General features: G+C 58.1%; 18 protein-coding genes. 9 read left to right on the forward strand and 9 right to left on the reverse strand.

The annotated features are described in order from the left end of the window. Positions 1-543: 543 nt before the first annotated feature. Together BCL79_RS03600 and BCL79_RS03605 are read right to left on the reverse strand one after the other, a co-directional pair. Entirely contained in the window at positions 544-2,823 is a 2,280-nt protein-coding gene (locus tag BCL79_RS03600) for a peptidase domain-containing ABC transporter (protein ID WP_121037485.1), read from the reverse strand. Then, positions 2,718-3,815, reverse strand: coding sequence for an HlyD family secretion protein (locus BCL79_RS03605; RefSeq protein WP_183073661.1), 1,098 nt, complete (start codon positions 3,813-3,815; stop codon positions 2,718-2,720). Before BCL79_RS03605 ends, BCL79_RS03600 begins: the two co-directional genes overlap by 106 nt. Before the next feature lie 478 nt (positions 3,816-4,293). On the opposite strand from BCL79_RS03605, the gene BCL79_RS20260 reads away from it, so the two are divergent. The 4 genes from BCL79_RS20260 to BCL79_RS03620 all read left to right on the forward strand — a co-directional run bounded on the left by BCL79_RS20260 (position 4,294) and on the right by BCL79_RS03620 (position 7,521). Beyond that, positions 4,294-4,467 carry a hypothetical protein gene (locus tag BCL79_RS20260; RefSeq protein WP_183073662.1) on the forward strand — a complete coding sequence of 58 codons (174 nt, stop codon included), beginning with the start codon at positions 4,294-4,296 and terminating at the stop codon, positions 4,465-4,467. Positions 4,468-4,520: 53 nt separating this feature from the next. Beyond that, the gene (locus BCL79_RS03610) at positions 4,521-5,645 is read left to right on the forward strand and encodes an ATP-grasp domain-containing protein (protein WP_121037492.1); all 1,125 of its coding nucleotides are present in this window, start codon (positions 4,521-4,523) and stop codon (positions 5,643-5,645) included. Beyond that, positions 5,642-6,274, forward strand: a complete 633-nt coding sequence (locus BCL79_RS20460) for a DUF6624 domain-containing protein (RefSeq protein WP_259462098.1) — start codon at positions 5,642-5,644, stop codon at positions 6,272-6,274. Before BCL79_RS03610 ends, BCL79_RS20460 begins: the two co-directional genes overlap by 4 nt. Before the next feature lie 851 nt (positions 6,275-7,125). Beyond that, entirely contained in the window at positions 7,126-7,521 is a 396-nt protein-coding gene (locus tag BCL79_RS03620) for an H-NS histone family protein (RefSeq protein ID WP_121037496.1), read from the forward strand. A gap of 61 nt (positions 7,522-7,582) precedes the next feature. Here the strand turns inward: BCL79_RS03620 and BCL79_RS03625 are convergent, their stop codons facing one another. After that, a complete protein-coding gene (locus BCL79_RS03625; protein WP_259462099.1) occupies positions 7,583-9,208 on the reverse strand; it encodes a MobA/MobL family protein in 1,626 nt (541 codons plus the stop codon). 381 nt (positions 9,209-9,589) lie between these two features. Further along, positions 9,590-9,925: a helix-turn-helix transcriptional regulator gene (locus BCL79_RS03630; protein ID WP_121037502.1), complete on the reverse strand. Its 336-nt coding sequence runs from the start codon at positions 9,923-9,925 to the stop codon at positions 9,590-9,592. A gap of 163 nt (positions 9,926-10,088) precedes the next feature. Between BCL79_RS03630 and BCL79_RS03635 the strand changes: the two genes are divergently transcribed. From BCL79_RS03635 to BCL79_RS03645, 3 genes are all read left to right on the forward strand, one after another. Next, positions 10,089-10,400, forward strand: coding sequence for a hypothetical protein (locus BCL79_RS03635; protein ID WP_121037505.1), 312 nt, complete (start codon positions 10,089-10,091; stop codon positions 10,398-10,400). A gap of 45 nt (positions 10,401-10,445) precedes the next feature. After that, entirely contained in the window at positions 10,446-10,838 is a 393-nt protein-coding gene (locus tag BCL79_RS03640) for a hypothetical protein (RefSeq protein ID WP_121037508.1), read from the forward strand. A gap of 86 nt (positions 10,839-10,924) precedes the next feature. Then, a complete protein-coding gene (locus tag BCL79_RS03645; protein ID WP_121037511.1) occupies positions 10,925-11,134 on the forward strand; it encodes a hypothetical protein in 210 nt (69 codons plus the stop codon). A 154-nt stretch (positions 11,135-11,288) separates the two neighbouring features. Here the strand turns inward: BCL79_RS03645 and BCL79_RS20035 are convergent, their stop codons facing one another. Further along, positions 11,289-11,714 carry a hypothetical protein gene (locus BCL79_RS20035; protein WP_147433842.1) on the reverse strand — a complete coding sequence of 142 codons (426 nt, stop codon included), beginning with the start codon at positions 11,712-11,714 and terminating at the stop codon, positions 11,289-11,291. Continuing rightward, positions 11,711-12,391, reverse strand: coding sequence for a hypothetical protein (locus tag BCL79_RS03655; protein WP_121037517.1), 681 nt, complete (start codon positions 12,389-12,391; stop codon positions 11,711-11,713). Before BCL79_RS03655 ends, BCL79_RS20035 begins: the two co-directional genes overlap by 4 nt. A 263-nt stretch (positions 12,392-12,654) precedes the next feature. Here BCL79_RS03655 and BCL79_RS03660 point away from each other — a divergent pair, with 263 nt between their 5' ends. Both BCL79_RS03660 and BCL79_RS03665 read left to right on the forward strand, forming a co-directional pair. Continuing rightward, positions 12,655-13,932 carry a retropepsin-like aspartic protease gene (locus tag BCL79_RS03660; protein ID WP_183073663.1) on the forward strand — a complete coding sequence of 426 codons (1,278 nt, stop codon included), beginning with the start codon at positions 12,655-12,657 and terminating at the stop codon, positions 13,930-13,932. 48 nt (positions 13,933-13,980) lie between these two features. Then, on the forward strand, positions 13,981-15,258 hold the full coding sequence (locus BCL79_RS03665; protein WP_121037522.1) for an HlyD family secretion protein: 1,278 nt from the start codon (positions 13,981-13,983) through the stop codon (positions 15,256-15,258). On the opposite strand, the gene BCL79_RS03670 is transcribed toward BCL79_RS03665, so the two are convergent. The 3 genes from BCL79_RS03670 to BCL79_RS03680 are packed head-to-tail and all read right to left on the reverse strand — an operon-like array spanning position 15,173 to position 19,019. Further along, positions 15,173-17,377: a peptidase domain-containing ABC transporter gene (locus BCL79_RS03670; protein WP_121037525.1), complete on the reverse strand. Its 2,205-nt coding sequence runs from the start codon at positions 17,375-17,377 to the stop codon at positions 15,173-15,175. The two genes, BCL79_RS03665 and BCL79_RS03670, sit on opposite strands and share 86 nt — an antisense overlap. Further along, positions 17,377-18,207 (reverse strand): Fic family protein, encoded by an 831-nt coding sequence (locus BCL79_RS03675; RefSeq protein WP_121037528.1) that lies wholly within the window; start codon positions 18,205-18,207, stop codon positions 17,377-17,379. Before BCL79_RS03675 ends, BCL79_RS03670 begins: the two co-directional genes overlap by 1 nt. A gap of 2 nt (positions 18,208-18,209) precedes the next feature. Further along, entirely contained in the window at positions 18,210-19,019 is an 810-nt protein-coding gene (locus tag BCL79_RS03680) for a DUF6932 family protein (protein WP_147433843.1), read from the reverse strand. Between the last annotated feature and the right edge of the window lie 184 nt (positions 19,020-19,203).

A 19,203-nucleotide genomic window follows, 5' to 3' on the forward strand; every position in this document is an offset into this window, starting at 1 on the left:
TCGGCACCCTTTTCTCTCCGCCAGATACGCAAAACGCCCCTTTCGGGGCGCTTTGCGTATCTGGCGGAGAGAGTGGGACTAAACGTGCCCACTCTTAAACCCTTGATATGCCTACAGAACTCAAACCTGACTGTGTCCTGGTGAGTGTCCCCGAAGAATACGCGAGGCACATCAAGACGTGCAACGTGACCAGTGATAGCTTCGAATTGCGACGCCGGGCTCAGGGGGCGGTGGCGGACAAAAATGGGGCGTCCTTGCACTTCATGAAAAGCCCAGCGCTCCTGGAGCTTTTGTCAGGTTGCTCCTGAGCCTTCGACGGCGCTGCCCTTTCGCCAAGTGGCGCGGACGACCTTCTTGAAGTCGCAGCCCTCTAAGAGCGTTGCCGTCCTGAGCTGGGGAAGGACTCAACGGGCGCTTCATCGCGGCTGGAGCACCAGTGCTACCGACCTTTCCTGGGTTGAGTTTCAGCAGCCTGGATCGATGGGACGCCAGAGGTCCGAGGAACTATCGCTCCTAAGCAGGTGAACCAGACGAGCTGGCACCTTACGCTCTAGCCTCTTCCACAGCGCTCCGCGCAGCAACCGTTCCCGCCCTGGAATGAAGCTCGCTTTCGCCATAATCGTGGGATTCCGCAAGGTCAATTACGCGATCAGCATGGTCAATGGTTTCCTGCCGATGTGCCACGACGACTCTGGTGATGTTCAGCGTGCTTAGGTGCTTGTTGGTAATCTGCTCTGAGTGCTTATCCAGATGGCTTGTCGCCTCATCTAGAACGAGGATACGCGGCTTCCTAAAGAGTGCCCTGGCCAGCAAAACCCTTTGCTTCTGCCCACCCGACAGTGCACTCCCCATGTCGCCGACCAAGCTTTCATAGCCCATCGGCATATTCGAGATGTCGTCGTGAATGTTCGCCATCTTTGCGGCGTCAACAATCTGATCAATTGAGGCGTCACTGTCAAAAAAAGAGATGTTCTCGGCTATTGTTCCCGCGAACAAGTTGTCGTCCTGCAGAACGGCCGACATGACCAATCTGACTCGCTGCACGCTTTCACTATCAATTCTTTGCCCACCAATCTCTATGTGTCCTTCGGAGGGAACATCGAGACCCAACAGCAGCTTAAGCAACGTGGACTTTCCGCATCCACTTCTACCTACAATGGCAACGGATTCACCAGAAGTTATGGTGAGGTTCAAGCCTCTCAGGATCCATGGATCACTGTGAGAGTAGCGAAACCCAACATTAACAAATCGAATGGAATGATCAATAAGCGGCTCGCCGGAATATGGCTTCGGCAATGGGAGCGGCTCCTCGAGCGCAATGTCTGAGAGTCGCTCAAGATGCATCTTGACAAGTTGGAGCTCGTTAATTTTATCGATAAACGCCGTTGACTTAGTCGTAAACTGATCGGCAAAGGTGACGGCTGCAACCAACATGCCGACCGTGAACTGGCCTGAGACGACAAGGCTCGCACCATACGCCAAAAGCCCCACTTTTTGGAGCCCAAAAAGCCCGACGTTTATACCGGATGAGGTCTCGCCAATGCGCTGAGCTTCCATCGATCGCCTGCAAGCCTCTGTCGCCGCATCGGATAAACGTCCTCTCCGTAACGGCTCGATGCCAGCTAGCCTGATCGGATTAATTCCCCGAATCGACTCTATGATCTCCGACTGCTGCCTAGCCATGTAAACCACGTTCTGTTCGTTTGCCTCCCATAGCTTTCGAAACATGGCACGCCTGATTACAAAGTAGGCAACGATCACGACAAGCGAGATGCCCGCAAAAGCAGGACTGTAATAAACCAGAATCCCAAGCGCCAGCAGCCCGAACGCGCTGTCTAACACAGCCGAGACGAACGCAGATGAGAGCGTATTCTGAATTGCGTAGATTGAAGAGAACCTAGTAAGGATATCCCCGGCGGAGCGCTTTTCAAAGAAGGATGTTGGCAGCCTTAGCAAGTGTGAGAACAGGTGGGTAATCCACTGCGAATTGAGTGCAGCCCCAAGCCAGCTGACCAGCCAACCACGCGCGATGGTTAGGAGAGAGTGCAATAATGCGGCGATCGCAAACGCTATTGCGGCGATTATCAATAGACGACCGTCACCTGTGGGGATGATGCTATCGATGGTCCACTGAAGCTGAAATGGAATAGCAAGCGCGATTACTTCGACACCAAATGCGAGCAAGAAGAGGTGCGCGGCGCCTTTAAACAAACCACGTATTCGACCGGTGAGGGACTGCAGGCCGATTCGCCGCCGTTCTTGGGTAGGGCTGAAGTCTGCGTCTGGAGTTAGCTCCAGAAGGACGCCCGTGAAGCTCGCGCTCACCTCTTCATAGCTCAGTCGAAGGCGGCCGCGCGCCGGATCGTGGACCGTTACACCTTTTCTGTCTGCGCGCTCTATAACTACAAAGTGACTCATATTCCAGTGAGCAATGCAAGGCGCGTTGGAGCTGGGGAGATACTCCAGGCCAGCCCGAAGCGCTTTACCCGAAAGACCAAGCTGCGAACAAACAGCAATGATGTGCGAAAGCCCGACGCCGCGAATTGAACCGCCAAAGCGCCGACGCAACGATGCAAGATCGACGTCATGCCCGTGATAGTTGGCAATCATTGCCACACATGCCAGACCGCACTCTGCGCTTTCCGTTTGCAGATAAAGCGGCAGCCTTCTTCTTGATCCCCATGATTGAGCCGTCACGCTAGCCACTAGATGAACCCTCAGTTGATGTTGAAGAGCGTGCGAACGATGCTTCTTGGCTTGGAGGCGATCCGCACGGAAACGACAGCACCAGGCTTCAATCCAGAAATCTGGCGCTGACTCCACTCTCCATCTGGAGCAAGCGAGACCCTGTAATGAGGCGCATCAATTTCAAGTCCGCGCATGTCCCTAATTTGATTGGCAGAGTATGGGCTGCTTGATGTATTCGCCACGGTCGCAGGGATGATGTGCGATTGCCCGAAGCTGCGTTTGATCACGATGCTTGCTCGCTGACCATTTACCGGGAAATCATTGACGCTCGCCGGGATCCACGTCTCCACGATCAGCGGGCTCTCATCATCAACGATGGACATCAGCGGGGGAGAGCTCGGATCCACGAACTGCCCAGCCAGCACGTTCGTCGTCGAGATTCGACCTTTTACAGGTGAGCGAATGAGCGCCCCACGAGCGATATCATTGTCAATGATGGAGTTCTTCACGTCGGCCAACGCTTGAACCAGCTGCGATCTTTCTTGCGCGGCAGTTGACTCTACACGGCCTCGTTCCGCCAGCAGCGCCGAGAGATCTTGCTCTTGTTGAAGCAGCTGATCTTTCGCATCGGCTGTCTGGCTGACCAACTGCAAAGCCGTATCGTATTGCTGCTCAATCTGATAGCGACTGAGAGCCTGAGTTCCCGCGTTACGCCAGGACTCGTAGAGCTTCATGGCGGCATCAGCCCTCTGCTCTTGAATCAGCAGCCTGTCGCGAAGTCTGCGTATCCGCTCCTGGGCAATGTGAATTCTCTTATCTGCGTCCTTTGAACTAGAGACAGTGGAGATGGGCAATAGCTCAAGGGCGCTCTCAATCGACCGGCGCTTCTCCCGAAGTGCTGTCTCCATCTCAGCTTCACTAGACCCGCCTAGACTCGTTCGGTGAAGCTCAATCTCAGCCAAAGGCGTGCCAACTTCGACTGCGACGCCCTCCTTCACCAAGAGCCTGACCACAAAGCCGGACGATGGCGACTTAATGGAAATAATTCCAGTTGTTGGCACCACAACACCCTGGGCAGGAAGCTGTCTTGAATATGAGCCAACCAGGAGCAGGCCCAATAGAGTCATGCAAACTGCTAGGGATGATAAGGACACGATCCAAGTGCCCACGGGAGGCGTCAAGTTGATCGCTTCTGAATGGCCCTGTCGAGCGCATGCCTCTTTGCGAAACAGACTTCCAGTCACTGTATCCATCGCTGCGTTGATGCCTAACATCCATGTCGATGAGGACTCTTATCACACACGCCGGAAAGCTTGCAAGAGATTCGGCACGGTTCAAACCGGCCGCAGTTGACTCATGCGAGCCATGAGTGTGACTCGCATCTCAAAATGAGAAATTCTCATTTCTTCTGACCACGAGTGCTTGCCAATGCCGTTTCGCGCGTGGGCCAAAGAAATTATGCGGTTTTTGGCGCTCAGTCCGGCCAACGCAACAGGGTTGAATGGTCCGGGTGGGGGTTGACACCAAGCGGCGTCAACGGGTAGTCATAAAGCGCCGGGTCATTCGACGCGGCTTAATCACATGCAAAGGAATAAGGAAATTATCATGCTGAATAAAGTGATCACCAAGGAGCTGTCTCGTGAATTCGCGCCGGCGCGCGAGCTGTCTCAGGAAGAGCTGAATGCCGTCAATGGTGGCGATTTCGGCGGCGAGGTGACCTACACCCACACCTTCAGCAACCAGGTGGAAGTGAAGGTCGAAGTCTCGAACGGCAAGTAATTGCCACGGGCACTGCGTGGAGACGCGCGGTGCCCTCTTCATGGAGAGAAGTGGTGATTACAGTTGTTTCATCCTTTTTAGATCTTCACGCAGCAGCGATAGTGTGGTCGCTCAACAAAGCCGGCGTTTCCGCGGAGCTCGTTGAAACCTTCTTCGGCCTAGATCAAGAAGGCGCCGGCGTTTCGGTCACCGCATGCTCAGCCGAAGAGGATCAGAACTCCGTTACCGTGGAGCTAGGGCGTTCATTTTCTGAGCAGAAATTGATGTATTTCCGAGGTGATTACACTCCGCGGGTCGACATGCTTGAAGGGGAAGAAGACTTCCTGTTCGTCCGGCGCGAGAAATCCGTTCACCAGAACTGGCTTTTGCAATTGTCTGTGGACGTAGGGACGCAGATTTTTGTCAATGCACCTTGCTCAGCAATTCGTGCAGATAACAAGATGCTTCAATTGAAAGCCGCGTGCGACGTTGGCCTTTCGCCACCCAAAAGCTACTTCGGATCAAGCATTGATCGTGTAAAAGAAGCATTCGGCAACACACGCAACCTGGTCATTAAGCCGTTTGAGCCGTTCAGCTGGCGCTATGCCGACGGAAGAACTAGGTGCGCCTTCGCCTCAAGGGCGAGTGTTCGTCTACTGGACAACTACGAGGCCGGGACGATCTTGGCAGCACCGGCGATATTCCAGGAAGAGATTGTCAAGGAATTTGACGTCCGCGCCTTTGTCTTTGGCGATCAAATTCACGCCTATAAGATCCACCAGACCTCTGGCCGGCTAGATTCTCGAGAAGATCTGACTGATAGCAAGGTGACAACAATTAGCAAGATGAACCTTCCTGTAGACGTGCAGCAAAAGATAGGTCTCTTGATGTCAAGGATGGGTGTCGAAGTAGCCTGCATGGACCTCGTTCCAGATAGAAATGGCGAATACCATTTCCTGGATTTAAATCCGTCCGGAAACTGGTTGTTCTTGGAATCCAAGGTCCCGGATTCAAGTCTTCTTTCAAAATTCTGCTCATACCTTGCAAGCAGGGCCGGCGCCCAGCTTCTTCAAGAGCCCCCTAGTTACGCAGATTATAGGGCTTCCGTTGACTTTGGGGTGATGCAAGATCGCATAAATTTGCTCGGAGCGAAATTCTCGACTAGGCAACGAAATGATCAGTGGGTGGAACAGTCATGAAACCACGAGCGGCATCTCTACTTCTTATTGCTATTGGTTTGGGAGTCGGAACGGTGACTGCAGCGAACTTGTCGAATGGGTCTAGCGAGGTCGCGGCCCATCCAACTGACAAACGATCATTAGCTCAGGTAGCGAAGCAGCTGATTGCTCTCGGCGAAGAAGATCAGCGTGATCGCACGAAGGCCATGACGCCTGGATTTGATGACGCGGTACTTGCAGAGGCAGACCGGCGCCGCGAGGCAGCATGGCTAGAGATCACTTCCGGAAGGCTGCTGGGCCTGAGCGAGGTTGGTGAAGCCGCTGTTTCCGCACAATTTCTATTGTTGCAACACTCTGGCGACCGTACCCTGCAAGCGGATATGGCCCGCCAGATGCAAGAACTTGTAAACAAGGGAGACTTCCCGAAGGATGCCTTCGCTACATTCGTTGATCGCCAGCTGGTCTACGATGGAAAGCCACAGCGATTTGGCACCCAGGCAAATGAGTCTTTTGAGCTATATCCAATTGAAGACGAAAGCAATGTAGACAAGCGGCGTGAATCCATGGGGCTGCCGCCTATCGCTCAGCTGCGCAAAAAGCTGCAGCAAATCAAGAACGCCGTGGCGTCCGGTAAAGGTCTTGGTGAATAGCTTTCTTTCACGAGACCACGGGAAGCCGCAACCACCCTCGTCGTGCTCATCGAGCACAGGTAAGCTGCCAAGCTCGTTTTTGCGTGTTCCCGGTCGTTCTTCAATGCCAGGAGCGTTTGCTCGATGAGCTTACGGCGAAGGAAGGACTGCAAGTCGGGTGGGCACACGCTGACGAAACGTGCAGGTGTCGGAAGGGGCGGGACTAAACACTCCCATGCCTAATCCTTGATCTGCCTACAGAACTCAAATCGGACTGTGTCCTCGTGAGTGTCCTTAGAGCTACCGATCTCCGACCGCATCCGCCGAGAACGATCCCAATGTCGTGCTATGTCGCGCATGTGCCTCTTTGGGGCCGATTGGGCACCCCGGCGCTATGTACGCTGTCAACGATGTCCAAATAGAACGTCACCAACTCTTGATTAGCAAGGCTCTTTCCGCCGATTTACCAACCTCTAGGCGAAGTAGCATTGATCTCTACGGCAGTGAGCTCGCGCTTCTTGCCGAGCACGGTCGCTGTCAGTTACGTCAGGACACTTGCAACTTTGTCTGATTGCTTTTGCGATGTGTCCGCCGAGACGTGAAAACTGAGATACGGCATACCAAGACTCTCCTTAGGTTTTTAACGCGCGAGAAAAAGTGTATCGGGCCTAGCTGTCCGACACTGCTTTGAGCATGCAATAATTCGTCTGAGCGTAGAGAGCCTGATCGGCCGCCTTGCAAAGCCTGCTGCAACAGATATGTCCAGAGCGCTGCCAGCTTAGCGTCATCAGACCCCACTATAAAGCGGTGCCTCTTGGACTCTACTCCGACAGCGCCGCACCCTAGCTGCATCCGTTTTAAAGGCCCAATGAATGACCAAACTGACCCTTGACTCTATCCTCACCGCCAAGCAAAAGCTTCAAGATGAGATCCAAGCTCTCGAGGCCCAAGAGGCTCAACTGCGTCAAGAGCAAACGTCTGATGCCCACGCGGAGATCTTGAACCTCATTGCTCAGTACGCTAAGAACTTCAACGCCAAGCAAAGAGCTGAGATTTCTTCTTCACTTGCGGCAAGCGTCGGTCAGCCGCGCAAGAGTGCGGGCCCGAGAAAAGCTGTTGCCGCCAAGTATTGGCTGCCTCACACCCAAGAGACTTGGTCAGGCCGAGGCCGCACGCCGAGATCATTTGCTGCCTGGGAAGGCACGGCTGCATACAAAGAGTGGAAAGCTAAGCACCCAGAGGAAAAATTCCCCGCTTATCCGGGCTAACAGTCAGATCAGAAGATCCCCGGCAACGGGGATCTTTTTTTGCCTGGGTTTTCCAAGGCACTTAGAACATCGGTCGTCGCCCTCGCATCCTATGTTCCCAGTTCCCCGCCTCTTCTGCGCGAGCAGGCGGCGGATCCATGTCCCCAAGCGGGCTTCTGGGAAGGATTGCGGCTTTGGGATCAGCAAAGTGCTTTTCCAAGTCGTCCCTTGCCTCAGTCATGCGCTTTCTGGCCTGATCAATACGCCAACGCTGGATCGCCGCAATCCTCGGTGACAAATGGGTCTTCGCGCGGTAGACGCGCTGACGGGCGCGCGTCGCCGCTTGCGTCTTAGGTGCATCGGCGTGCTCCGATAGCTTCGCATGAGCATCAAGTAGCGCCATCCGCGCCCGATGCGGCCGCGCCATCATGTGCGCATACTTGGCCAGGGTGCGGGCCAGCACCTCAGTGTCTTCGAAGGTGAACGCTTTGCCCGCGTAGTCATCCACACGCCGGCACAAGATACTGGCATGGGCAAATTGGAACTCCGGCTCAATTTGAATTCCGGGGACGCTTCGAAGTAGCTCCAATGAGTCCTGAGCAACTTCTCGCTGCGCTTCGAGCCAATCCTCAATGAGCTTCGCTTCTGCATTGAGAACCTCGGCATCGCGTCCTGATGCTCTCGTGATCCGCTGCACACGACTCAGATGCAGGGTTTGGCGGCTGTATTGATCAAAGCTCCGCGCGGCCGTGGGTCGGCGATCCAAGAGATGCTCCCGCACTCTCTCCACGACATCACGCGGGTGAGCTGCCCTGCCCTGCTGCGGTGTGAGCCTGTCTTCCGCCTTCGCTCGATCCCGCAAAGCAGATGCGTGGCTGTGGCCCTCTGGCACCTTTGGATCGTCTATCAATGCTGCTTGGTGTGCCGATATGGTGGCAACGAGCTTCATAGCGGCGTCTTTGCCGCCAAGGCCTTGAACGGACCAAGTCAGCCGGCTTTTCCGTTCTAGTGCGGTCTTGACCTTCCCATTATGCCTTCCTGGCGTGCGTGTCAGCTCCCGCGCAAGCTCAAAATTGCCCTGCAAAGCCGCTTCGCGCGCTTGGGTTTTTAGTTTTCTGGGATCAACCCGCTTCTCAATGCCCGCCAGATCGAGATGGCCGTTGATGGTGGCTGCAATCTCCAGTCGCAGCTCTTTGACTGCCTTGCTGCCCTGCCCTTGCCGACCATCGAACTCAGCACCTGCGCGCATCCCAAAGCCTTCTGGGCCAACTTGCCGAGCGGACATCAAGAGATGGACATGATGGTTACGCTGGTCACCGTTTCGACTTGGCGCGTGAATTGCGACGAGGACAGCGACTTGGTAGCGATCAACCAAGAGCTGCCCCAGGTCCAGAGCCAATTCCTTCCGTTGCGCTTGATCTAAGCTCTGCGGCAGAGCCACCTCTACTTCCCGGGCGACTAAGGCGTTCTTGCGTGTCTCGGCAGCCTCGTTGGCGTTCCAGAACTTTTCCGTGTCCAAGCACCAGGCTGGAGCACCTTTGGGGGCAAGCATCTGGGCGTGATCAACGCCGTGCCGGCGAGAGTACTGATGCGACAGCCCGGTCGCCTCGTCGACAAGATCAAAACCGGCGCGATATGCCGCTGCTGCAACCGAGCTATCGCCTTTGCCTCGGCCAAAGGACTTCATGTGTGAGTGATAAATTGCCACGACCTCTCCTGTTCATATTTGGGAGAAGCCAACAAAAGGTCTTTTGCGTTTTTTGTCTAGACGCGAAACTTGACGGCAACTTCGTGCGCGAAATCACAGGGTTTTGCGTCGCTTTGTGACTCGCGGAGCGAGACACGAGGAGGCCAGCGGCCTCCGCACTGCCGGCAGGCAGCGCACGGAATTTCGAGAATCGAAAATTCCATCAGTGCGCTATTGCTTCTTTGAATTGTGGGTCCCAGTGAAGACCCTGAACGCGGCAGGATGGGACTCACTCCTGCCCCCCCAAACCGCGGCGGTAGACCCGGCAGCCAAAGATGAACGAAACTTAACTTTAACCCAGTCACAAATTAGGTGGATGAGTGGCTTTGCAGCAAAGCAACCCTATCGCGAGCCTTGTTTTCCTGCCTTTCGCTGCAATTCCGCCACGATTAGCCGCTGCTCTTCGAGTGGAAGCTTGACCAAGGCTGTGATTGCCTCTGCGACCTCATCTGTTTCCGCATAGAGCGCTGCCAACGGCATGTCCAATGCCTCCGCAAGACGCTTCGCCGTGCGCAGATCGCATTCGCGCCCTCCTTTCTCGTATCGGTTGATGCGGACCCTGGCCACGTCAACGCTCAACCCGGCCGCTACGCCGAGTGCCTCCTGGGTTAAATCGGCCGCGAGTCGAGCTTGCCGCAGGCGATTGGCAAAGATTAGGGGAGCGTCGTCCAGTTCCAAAGCGTGACCAAGGGTAGAAATCCTTAACGATCATGAAGTCTCCTAGTTGCGCAGTCTGTTTCCTTTTCGGTAACATCATCGCGCATCAAGAGCAAGGCCGCCAGTACCGGGCTTCTCGCTTCTGAGCCGAGGTCATCTACCCCCTCCATCTCTAGGAATTTCCATGTTCAAGGCCCGCATTGCAGCCGTTGGTGCGCTGATCCTCGCTCTGGCCGCCTGCTCAGGCGGTGGTCCCTCGCACGACGAACGGCAGAACGCTTTCTTGCAGTACGTAAAAGACAACAGCAACGAAAAAGCGAAGATTCGGGAGTTCAAGAGCGGGAAATGCGCGAAAGCCGAAGGCGCCCCGAGCTACAACTGCGCCGTCTCGAGTCAGGTCATGGCGATGGAACGGGACTTCGGAAGCCAAATGGATGGCGTCTACACCTTCACCGAGCTGGGCGGCACTTGGAAGATCACTGGCCGAGTCCAGTAGTCCGCCGAACTTCTTATCCTCCCCTCTTGCAACCATGGAGCTCGCATGAGTGTCGGCACCTTCTTTCTCATGCTCGTCCTGAGCGCCTGCGCTCTTGTGGCTCTTGCAGTGGGCAGGACTCTCAGGTCACGCGGCGACCGGGCAGCTTTCGCGGCGGAGTTCGACCAATCCTACTTCTATGGCAACAGCGCCTTGGCGCTGTCCATGGCCCGATCCCGGATCAAGCTCCGCACGATCCGGACAACGAAGATCTATCTGCTGGACGATGTCCGGGCGTGGGAAAAGCACTGGCACAATTCAAAGCGCCAAGGCACCCTGACGCTGAGTGTTCGCGACGCAGACCATCCCGTATGGACGATCCAGTTCGCCAGCGAGAACGATCTGAATCGCTGGTATGAAATTTTGAACCAAGCCATCAACGACAGAGCGATGCTGTAACGGTCCGGTGGCAGGCGAGGAATGGGGGTTGACGGCGAAACGTTCTCTGCTACGAATCAGGTCATGCCCCCACTCGGATTCTTCGCATGAAACAAGGCTCGACCCACTCACCTCTACCCCTGGACGAACAGGAAGCTCAGCTGCGCCATGCTCACGTGGAAAGCTGGATTGCAGATCAACATGCTGCCGGCTTTGGCGTGGACCAGCATATGGCCAACGCACTCGATGCCTATCTTGAGGGTGCGGTGGCTTTGCCAGAGCTGTTGACCGAACTTCGCCGCCCGTACCTTCAATGACTTTTCGCAAGCAGGCGACTTCTTTGGCTTGAATGCGTCAAGGAGACCGTTCCCCACGCAGGGGCATGGAGTGGACGTGCAGATGGACTATAGCTTCTGATTAGCTATCGCGGTGCCGGCCCCAAGCAGGAGCCGGCACCGCGGACTGCCTGCATTACCTCCCGGGTACCGCCTGGATCAGCACGCCGTCCTTGAACGAAAGCGGGATGGTCACCGCCCCCTGCGGCGAGGACAGCTGTAGGGTCAAAGATTGGCGGGCCAAGGTGCAGGATGAAGCTATCCCTTGGAACCAGGATCGCTCCGGCGCCTGCGCGTTAATGGCCCGTAGCTGCGCGGTCGAAACCTCCGCGCCATCCACCTTAAGCTCTGTCAGCCTGACAGGGTTCGGGGACTCCAACGCCAACTCGAACACGCGGCTGCCACAACTCAATCGGTGCTGCGAGATATAGCGATGGGCAGGCATGCCATCTTCGCTGCGCAGCACATCTAGGTCCGATGTTTCAGCACGCGCCACCAACGAACATGCCGCTGCTGCGCCGAAAACGAGCGGGGCTATTGCCACGGCAACATTAATCTTCATAGCGTCGAGCCCAGTGTTTCCGCATCGCGGTCGTGGAAATCATACTCGCGAGTCACGCCGTCTGGCCCGATGATGTAGTGGCGGAATTCGTCGGCATTCATGCCGTGATCGCGTAGCAGGTCGGCCACGCCCCAATCCCCGCCCTCATAGGTCACGCCGTTAACGGTGCGGTTGTCGGACGGGTACTTATTGACCTCATGCGTCTCAGACGGGAAGACCCCCGCCGGATGCGAATGGATGATCCCGACCACTTGGGCCGCTGTTATGCCCCACTCCGAGAGCGGATAGCTGATGGCACCCGGATTGCTGGCATCACCGCGCACCATCGGGCTGGATTTGATTTCCCCGGTCACCGCATCACGGTAGAGAACCGTGCCCAGCTCCTGGCTCTGGTAAGCCGGATCGGCCTTGATCAGTGCTTCCACGTCGCGAGCCACGGCGTCGGCCTGCCCATCCACCACCTCGTACGCGCTCGGCGGCCCGCCACCACCGCCGCCACCGTCTCCACCACCCGGATCGTAAGGATCGGTCCAGTCCGGCGGATCAGTATCTGGCCAGCCACCATCATCCGGCGGCAACGCATCTACGGGAGGGAGCTCGGTGGTATCTACCTGCGCACCGCCAGAAATCAATGCAAGCTCTTCCAACGACCGCTCGCGAATTCCGTTTTTCAGCATATCTGCAACTCCTTGCTTCGTGCCTGAGGTGGGGGTTTTAGCGCAGCTTCCACGTGAAGGTCAAACAGCTCAGCCGATTTGCTTCCAGATGAAAGTGCGATGTCGCGCAAACGCGAGACTCGTCAATTGCTGTGCGTCACCATTCCGTTTAAATCAGAATTTTCTGACAGCGCTACATCTGCTTCTTGTGATACTGGTAGTAGGTTCTTAGGTGCGGGGTGGTCGATACGTGTCTCATAGGAATGGACGCAATGAGATTTTGGATGTCCGCAGCGGTTGTGCTTAGCGTGGCCACGCCTTCGTCAGGCCGCGACGTGGTCGTTAAAGACAGCCATGGCATCACAGTGGCCGTGATGCAGGGCAATTCAGCAGTGCTGGAGGGAATCGGCAAATCGGAAGGACCGGGACACCTGGCCGCTCGCGCCGGCTACCACCGCACCCGAGGCGAAATTGCCCAGTCCAACCGCTGGGCCGACACCTGCATTGCCGATGCTGCCGTCGTACCCGAAAAGAGCCAAGGCGTTATGTACCTCTGCCGCAGCCTCCGTGCCGGCAACCGTCTGCTGGAAGGCGACATCCAGGGCTGGGCCGCCGACATGCAGAAGGTCCGCGCGCTCTATCAGCAACACGTGGCACCGTCGCTGCGTGCTGGCGAGGAAGTGAGTGCCATCACTGCCCCCGCCTTCGATGCGTTTAGCCACTGGCCGCGCTCGGCCATGCTGGCCGCGCCAGCAACGCCCGGGTCTTGGCTGCCCCTGTCTTCCAAAGCTGGTGTCCCCGTGGTTAGCGGCAAGATCCAAGGTGGCCAAGATGAAAAGCAGCGCGACATCGACTCCGATTTCATCATCGATACGGGGGCCACGCGCTCGCACATCAGCCGCAAGGCAGCCCAGGCCATGGGCCTGGCAGTAACCGATGGCTTTGCAATAGACAACACGCTGCCCAACCAGCCTGTTGCGATCGGTCTGGCTGCCCCCGTGGACGTTCAGCTGGGCGACCTCCACTTCAAGGATGTCTCGTTCACTGTCGCCGACCAGATCCAATTCAACATCATCGGCCTAGACCTGCTTTACCGACTGGGTCCGTTCGTCCTGAAGCCTGCCGAACTCGAGTTGCTGCGAGCGCTGCCTGACGGCGCCTGCAAGCAACCCTTAGGTGCCACGTCTGCGCTCTGGGGCGGGCAGTACTCGCTGCGTCTGCCCATGCGCATCGGCAAGCGCGACGAACTTGTCCTGCTTGATACGGGCACGGATGTCACGCTGGAGGCCTCTGGCATGAGCCTGGCTACTTCCCCCCAAGCCAGCCTGGTGCAGCGGCGCCGCTGGACGATGCACGGGCTAGAGCCTGTCCGCTACACTGAAGCCACTGCACCGGTAACCTTCAACGGTCGCACGGTGACCTTGCAGACGCAGGTCTCGGACCAGCCGGCCACTGTGTTCCCTGTGTCGTGGCGCGTGGGCTTCGGCCTGCGCAATGACTACGATTACTACGTGGACGTTGCCGCCGGCCGCGGGTGCCTTGCACCCCGAACCGTGCGATGAAGCCCTCACCGACTCGAACCTTCACAACCACTCGTCAACGCAGGCCAAATGGAACCAGCTAGCAAGGATGAGACGGCGGACGCGATTCCGCTGTTCCGCAACGAGGCGATCGAAGCCACCACACAACGCTTCGGTTCGCCGGTGCAGGCCCCCGGGGTTGGCATGTGGCTGGCGACCGGCTTCGTGGTGGCCCTGCTGGGTCTAGCGGCGCTTTTCCTGGTCACAACCTCGTTCCCGCGCAAAGAAACCGTTGCCGGGGCGCTGGTGCCTTCACGCGGACTGCTGCCGATCATTAGCCAGCGCTCGGGCATCGTCAGCAACGTGCACGTGGAAGAAGGCGCAAAGATTCGCCAGGGTGACCCCATCGTCACCGTCTCGGTCGATTCGGTGAGCGACACCGGCGAAAGCACCGGGGCCACTCTTTCGGGCATGGCCGAACGCCTGACCCAAGCCTCGGTCGATCGCGAACGCGCCACTGAGGCGTCGCTGGAAAGCCAGGGAGCGGGCATCCGCGAACGCATGCTAGGCACCACCCGCCAGCTCGCTGTGCTGCGCGACAACGTAACCTTGTACAAGCAGCAGCAAACCATCGCCGAAAAAACCGTGCACGATTTGGGGCGGCTGCGGGCGGACCAGCTGGTTTCGGAACTGCAATACCGCGACGCCGAAGTACGGGTACTGAACGTGCGCCAGTCGGTGGCAGAGGTGCAAACCCGTATCGCCCAGCTCGAACAAGAACACGAACAGATGCGGCATGAACTGGGACGGTTGAAGGCCGAAAGCGACGCAAACCGCGCCACTTCGCTGTCGGATCTGCTGGGAGCCCGAGAGAAAGCGATCAACTACAAACTCGGCACCCAATTCAACCTGGTCGCACAATCCGCCGGCCAGGTCACCTGGTTGCAGGCCAAGCCCGGCGCCACGGTTACCGCCGGCCGCACGCTAGGCGTCATGATGCCGGAGGGTTCGCAGCTTTTCGCCGAGTTGTGGGTACCATCTTCAGCCATCGCCTTCCTGGACGTCGGCACCGAAGTACGGTTGATGTACGACGCGTTCCCGTACCAGAAGTTCGGCGTTGGCCATGCGCGGATCGTGAAGATCGCGCGTTCGCCTACCTCTCCGGAAGATTTGCCCGCCGACTTGCAGGCAGTCGAGAGCCAATACCGCTTGCTGGCCGCACTGGACGACCAGCAGATGCAGGCATATGGCAAGGCTCTGGCGCTGGCGCCGGGCATGCGCCTCAAAGCCGATCTGGTTCTAGAGAAGCGCTCACTGCTGGATTGGCTACTGGAACCGTTGCTAGCGGCGAAACGACGGCAGGAATGAGATTGACGGTCGGCATCGACGGCGACGGCGACGCGCTAGGCTTGCGGGTATCGCCGACAATCCGGCCCTGGTCGATGCGCACGAGGCGATCCGCCAGGCGCATGGTGTCGGGCCGGTGGGTGATCAGGATCCGGGTGATATCCAGCTGGGCGAGCGCCTGATAGATGTGGCTCTCACGCGCGACGTCTAAGTTCGCTGTTGCCTCGTCCAACACCAAGATGCTGGGTTTGCGGTAGAGGGCGCGCGCCAGCAGCAACCGCTGCTTTTGGCCACCGGACAAGGTTGAGCCCATATCACCGACCAGTGTTTCCAGCTGCATCGGCATGCGCTGCACATCCTCCTTCACCGCTGCCATTTCCAGGCACTGCCAAACCAGCGCGATATCTGGGCGTTCGTTGAAGAAAGTTACGTTCTCCACGATCGAGCCGGTCAGGAGCTCATCGTCCTGCATGACCACGCCCATCCGCTGGCGCACTACCCGCGGCCCCCAGCCGGCGATATTCAGTCCGTCAAAGAGCAGCTCGCCGGCACTCGGGGGGTAAAGACCAGTGAGCACCTTCACCAAGGTGCTCTTGCCGCAGCCGGACGGCCCGGTGATGGCAATGAACTCGCCGGGTGCGACGGATAGGTTGATGTCCTTCAAGGTCGGTGCTTCCTGCGCCGAGTACTGGAAATAGACCGAGCGCAGCTGGATGTGCCCTTCGATGCTGTCCGACGCTGATGGATCCTTGCTGAAACCCTCTTCGCTGGGGCTAAGGGCAATGTCGGCGATGCGATCCGAATGCAGCTCGGTAAGCCGCCAGGAAATACACTGATCCACCAAGGTGGTCAACCGGTTACTGAGCTGCTGGCGATAGGCCACAAAGGCATACAACGCGCCCACCGTCATGTCCCCTGCCAGCACGGCCTGGGCGCCGATGTAGACGATGGCCACCAGACTGACACCGTCCAGAAGGGTGCGGCCTGCGCCGATGCCGACTTGGAGGTTTGCGCTGTTCAACGAAGCGCGGACCAGATCGGCGTACTTGTTGGCCCAGATCGCCTCTCGCGAGAACTCCCCGCCCATCGTCTTGATCGATTGCATCGCGCGCAGCGTCTCTATGCGCGTTCCGCGTTCTGCGATGTTCGCCTGCAGGCTGGCCATGCCCAGCTTCATCGACAGCGGAATGGTTGTCACCCGCATCAGTACGTACAGCGCCAGTGCGGTCAGCGCCACTAGGCTCATCAGCGGCGAGTAGATGAACATGAACACGATGATGCCAACGGCCAGCACGCCATCGAGCAGCGCACCGATGAGTCCATTTGCGATCAGCTGTCGTATCGGGTCAATCGACTCCATGCGCGACAGCGCATCGGCCAAACGGCGCCGATGAAACCAAGTGAGCGGCAGGCTAACTAGATGATGGAACAGGCGGCGGCTCATGTCCCAGCCCATCAACGCGGATGCACGTTGCAACGTGACCCCACGCAGCGCCTCGGCCACGCTGTTGAATAGGGCCACCGCGCCAAAGCCAAGCGCCAGCGCCAACAGGAAGCCGCGATCCCCGCGCAGCACGCCTTCGTCCACCGCCAATTGCATGAAGAACGGTGACAGCAGCACAAAGCCCTGCAGTAGCAGTGTGTAGACCATCGCATGGAACAGCGCGGTGCCGACGCCGCCCTTGAAGCGGACCATTGACCAGATGTTGAGCGGAGAACGCTGCTTTCGCGGACGGAAGCTGGGCGAGGAATTCACTTCCACCGCGATGCCGGTGAAAGCTTTGGAGATCTCGGCTTCACTGAAGGACAGCGAGCCATGCGCCGGGTCAATGATGTGGTAGCGACCGCGCGAGACCTTCTCCAGCACCACGAAGTGATTCAGCTTCCAGTGCAAGATGGCCGGCGTACCCAAGTGCTGCAGGTCGCGAGGTTCACAGCGCACGGGTCGGCACTGCATGTCCAGGGCGCTAGCCACCGCGATCAGCTGGTTCAGGTCGACGCCGCGCTGCGAGTTGTGATACTTGCGCCGCAGCTCACTCATTTCCAGATCTGCGCCCAGCATGGATGAGCAGATCGCCAGGCACGCCAGTCCGCACTCACTAACCTCGGACTGCACCCTCCAATAGCGCTTGTTGAACATCAGACATCCTCGTTCTGGTCGGGCGTGGCCGGCTGCTTTCCAAGCCACGCATACAACTCCATCGCCGTGCAGTGATAGGCATAAAGACCATCCCAGCGACCGCACAGTTCTGCCTCGCGCAGGCGAATTTCGTACCCTCCTCGAGAGAGAACCGTCAGCGTCTTCAATGGTAGGAAGCACTGGTCAGGCAGGCCGGCCCGGTGAAGGCAGAAGTTGAAGAGCGCGCGCCCCAACCGCCCATTGCCATCGCAAAAGGCATGGGCATTATTGACCAGCGCCAACACCAGCACCGCGGCAGTTATGCCAACACCCACCGCGCCGTCGGCGAGCAGTCGCAGCAGTTGGGCCAACCGCTTGGCGCTGTGGTCGGCCGGCACCATCGGAAGCTGCGAATGCCCGTCGTGCGAGCATATCCACACCGGCGTCGTGCGCAGCGCGCCATCTCCTCCGGTGCAAAGCGCAATGAACCGCTGCACGTCTGCCATAGACAACGGCCAGCATACGGTGCGGCGCCAGTCTTGGTAGATGCGCGCCTCCTTGGCTTCAATCTCTGCCAGTCTCGGCAGGTCCAGCGCCGGCATCCGCATGCACGGCGAAAGTCGATGGCGAAGCTGCCGCGCCGCCGCGTGCATTTGCGGCTTCCCGCGATGCGCCCACAGCTGCTGGCAGGGTAGTCTGCAAGGTTGCAGCGTCGGTAGAGCGGCGTCGCAGGCCTGCAGGCGGAGCGCCACCGCCGCAGACGGGGCCGGCGGCGGCACTGGCATTAGCACCCTCGCGCCGGGTGCAGCCGCCTGAACAGGCGAGGTAGGGGTATGCGCGATCATCGCCATGCTTAGCTTCGCCCGGGACCCGCGACCAACAACACCAGGCCATGGTTGCGGTCCTCGGTGCCTGGCCTGCGCGACTGATACAGCATGGTGAAGTAAGAGGTTAGCTTGACCAGCAACCAGGGCTCGGCGTCGCACGGCACGAATCGCATGTCGATGTGCTCTAGCAAGAACTTGCGGGTCAGCCGCTGCAACGCCCTGCCAGGCTCAAAGCGCACCTCAGACCGGGCTCGGTAAAACACCACAATGTCCAAATCATTCGGTGCGGCATTTGCCACGTCCACGAAGCTTCCGCCGACCAAGCTGCATTGCACATCCACCACCTGTGCCAGGTCGTCGAAAGCCTGCTGCAATGCTGCCAGCCGCTCCTTTCGCAGAGCATTGCCACCGAAAGCACGCTGGAAGGCCGCGTTGTCGACCATCCAGGGCGAGGCATTGCCCGGCGAGCTCTCCGCAATCGGAAGGCTGTATCGCGGCAGCCCAGCGTCCACGATGCGCTGGAAATTGGCATCAAGAGCGCCGATAGGTGCAGCGGAGGTGTGCTGGCTCGCGGCCTCCTGTGCGGTGATGCCCAGATAAGCACGAATACGACCGGCCTGCGCGCGCACCAGTGAGGCGTGGTCGGGAAAAACTGCTGCCGACACGTAGGCGTAGCAATCTTTCACCGTTCGGGAAATCGCGTCAAACGCCTTTCTGACGCTTACCCGTTCCGGAATGGGCAGATCCCGTTCGGGAAATCGCGGCTCACCCAGCGCCGGTTTGGGAGCAGCCTCGCAACGCGCATACAAATCGTTGTCAACAATGGCGAGATCCAAGTCAGAGTATGCCGGCGAGAATCGAGCCCCGTCTCGGAGACAAAAGCCAAACCGCGCAGACCCCACCACGTGGATGGCCCCAGGCGGAACGCGCAGCACTGCCGCGACGTCTTCCAGTAGCGCTGCGGTCCTGTTGCTACCTTCGAAGGAAAGGATGGGCCCACGCAGTGCCGCTTGCGCTATG

Source organism: Stenotrophomonas rhizophila (genome assembly GCF_003651185.1).
GTDB classification, from domain to species: Bacteria; Pseudomonadota; Gammaproteobacteria; order Xanthomonadales; family Xanthomonadaceae; genus Stenotrophomonas; species Stenotrophomonas maltophilia_Z.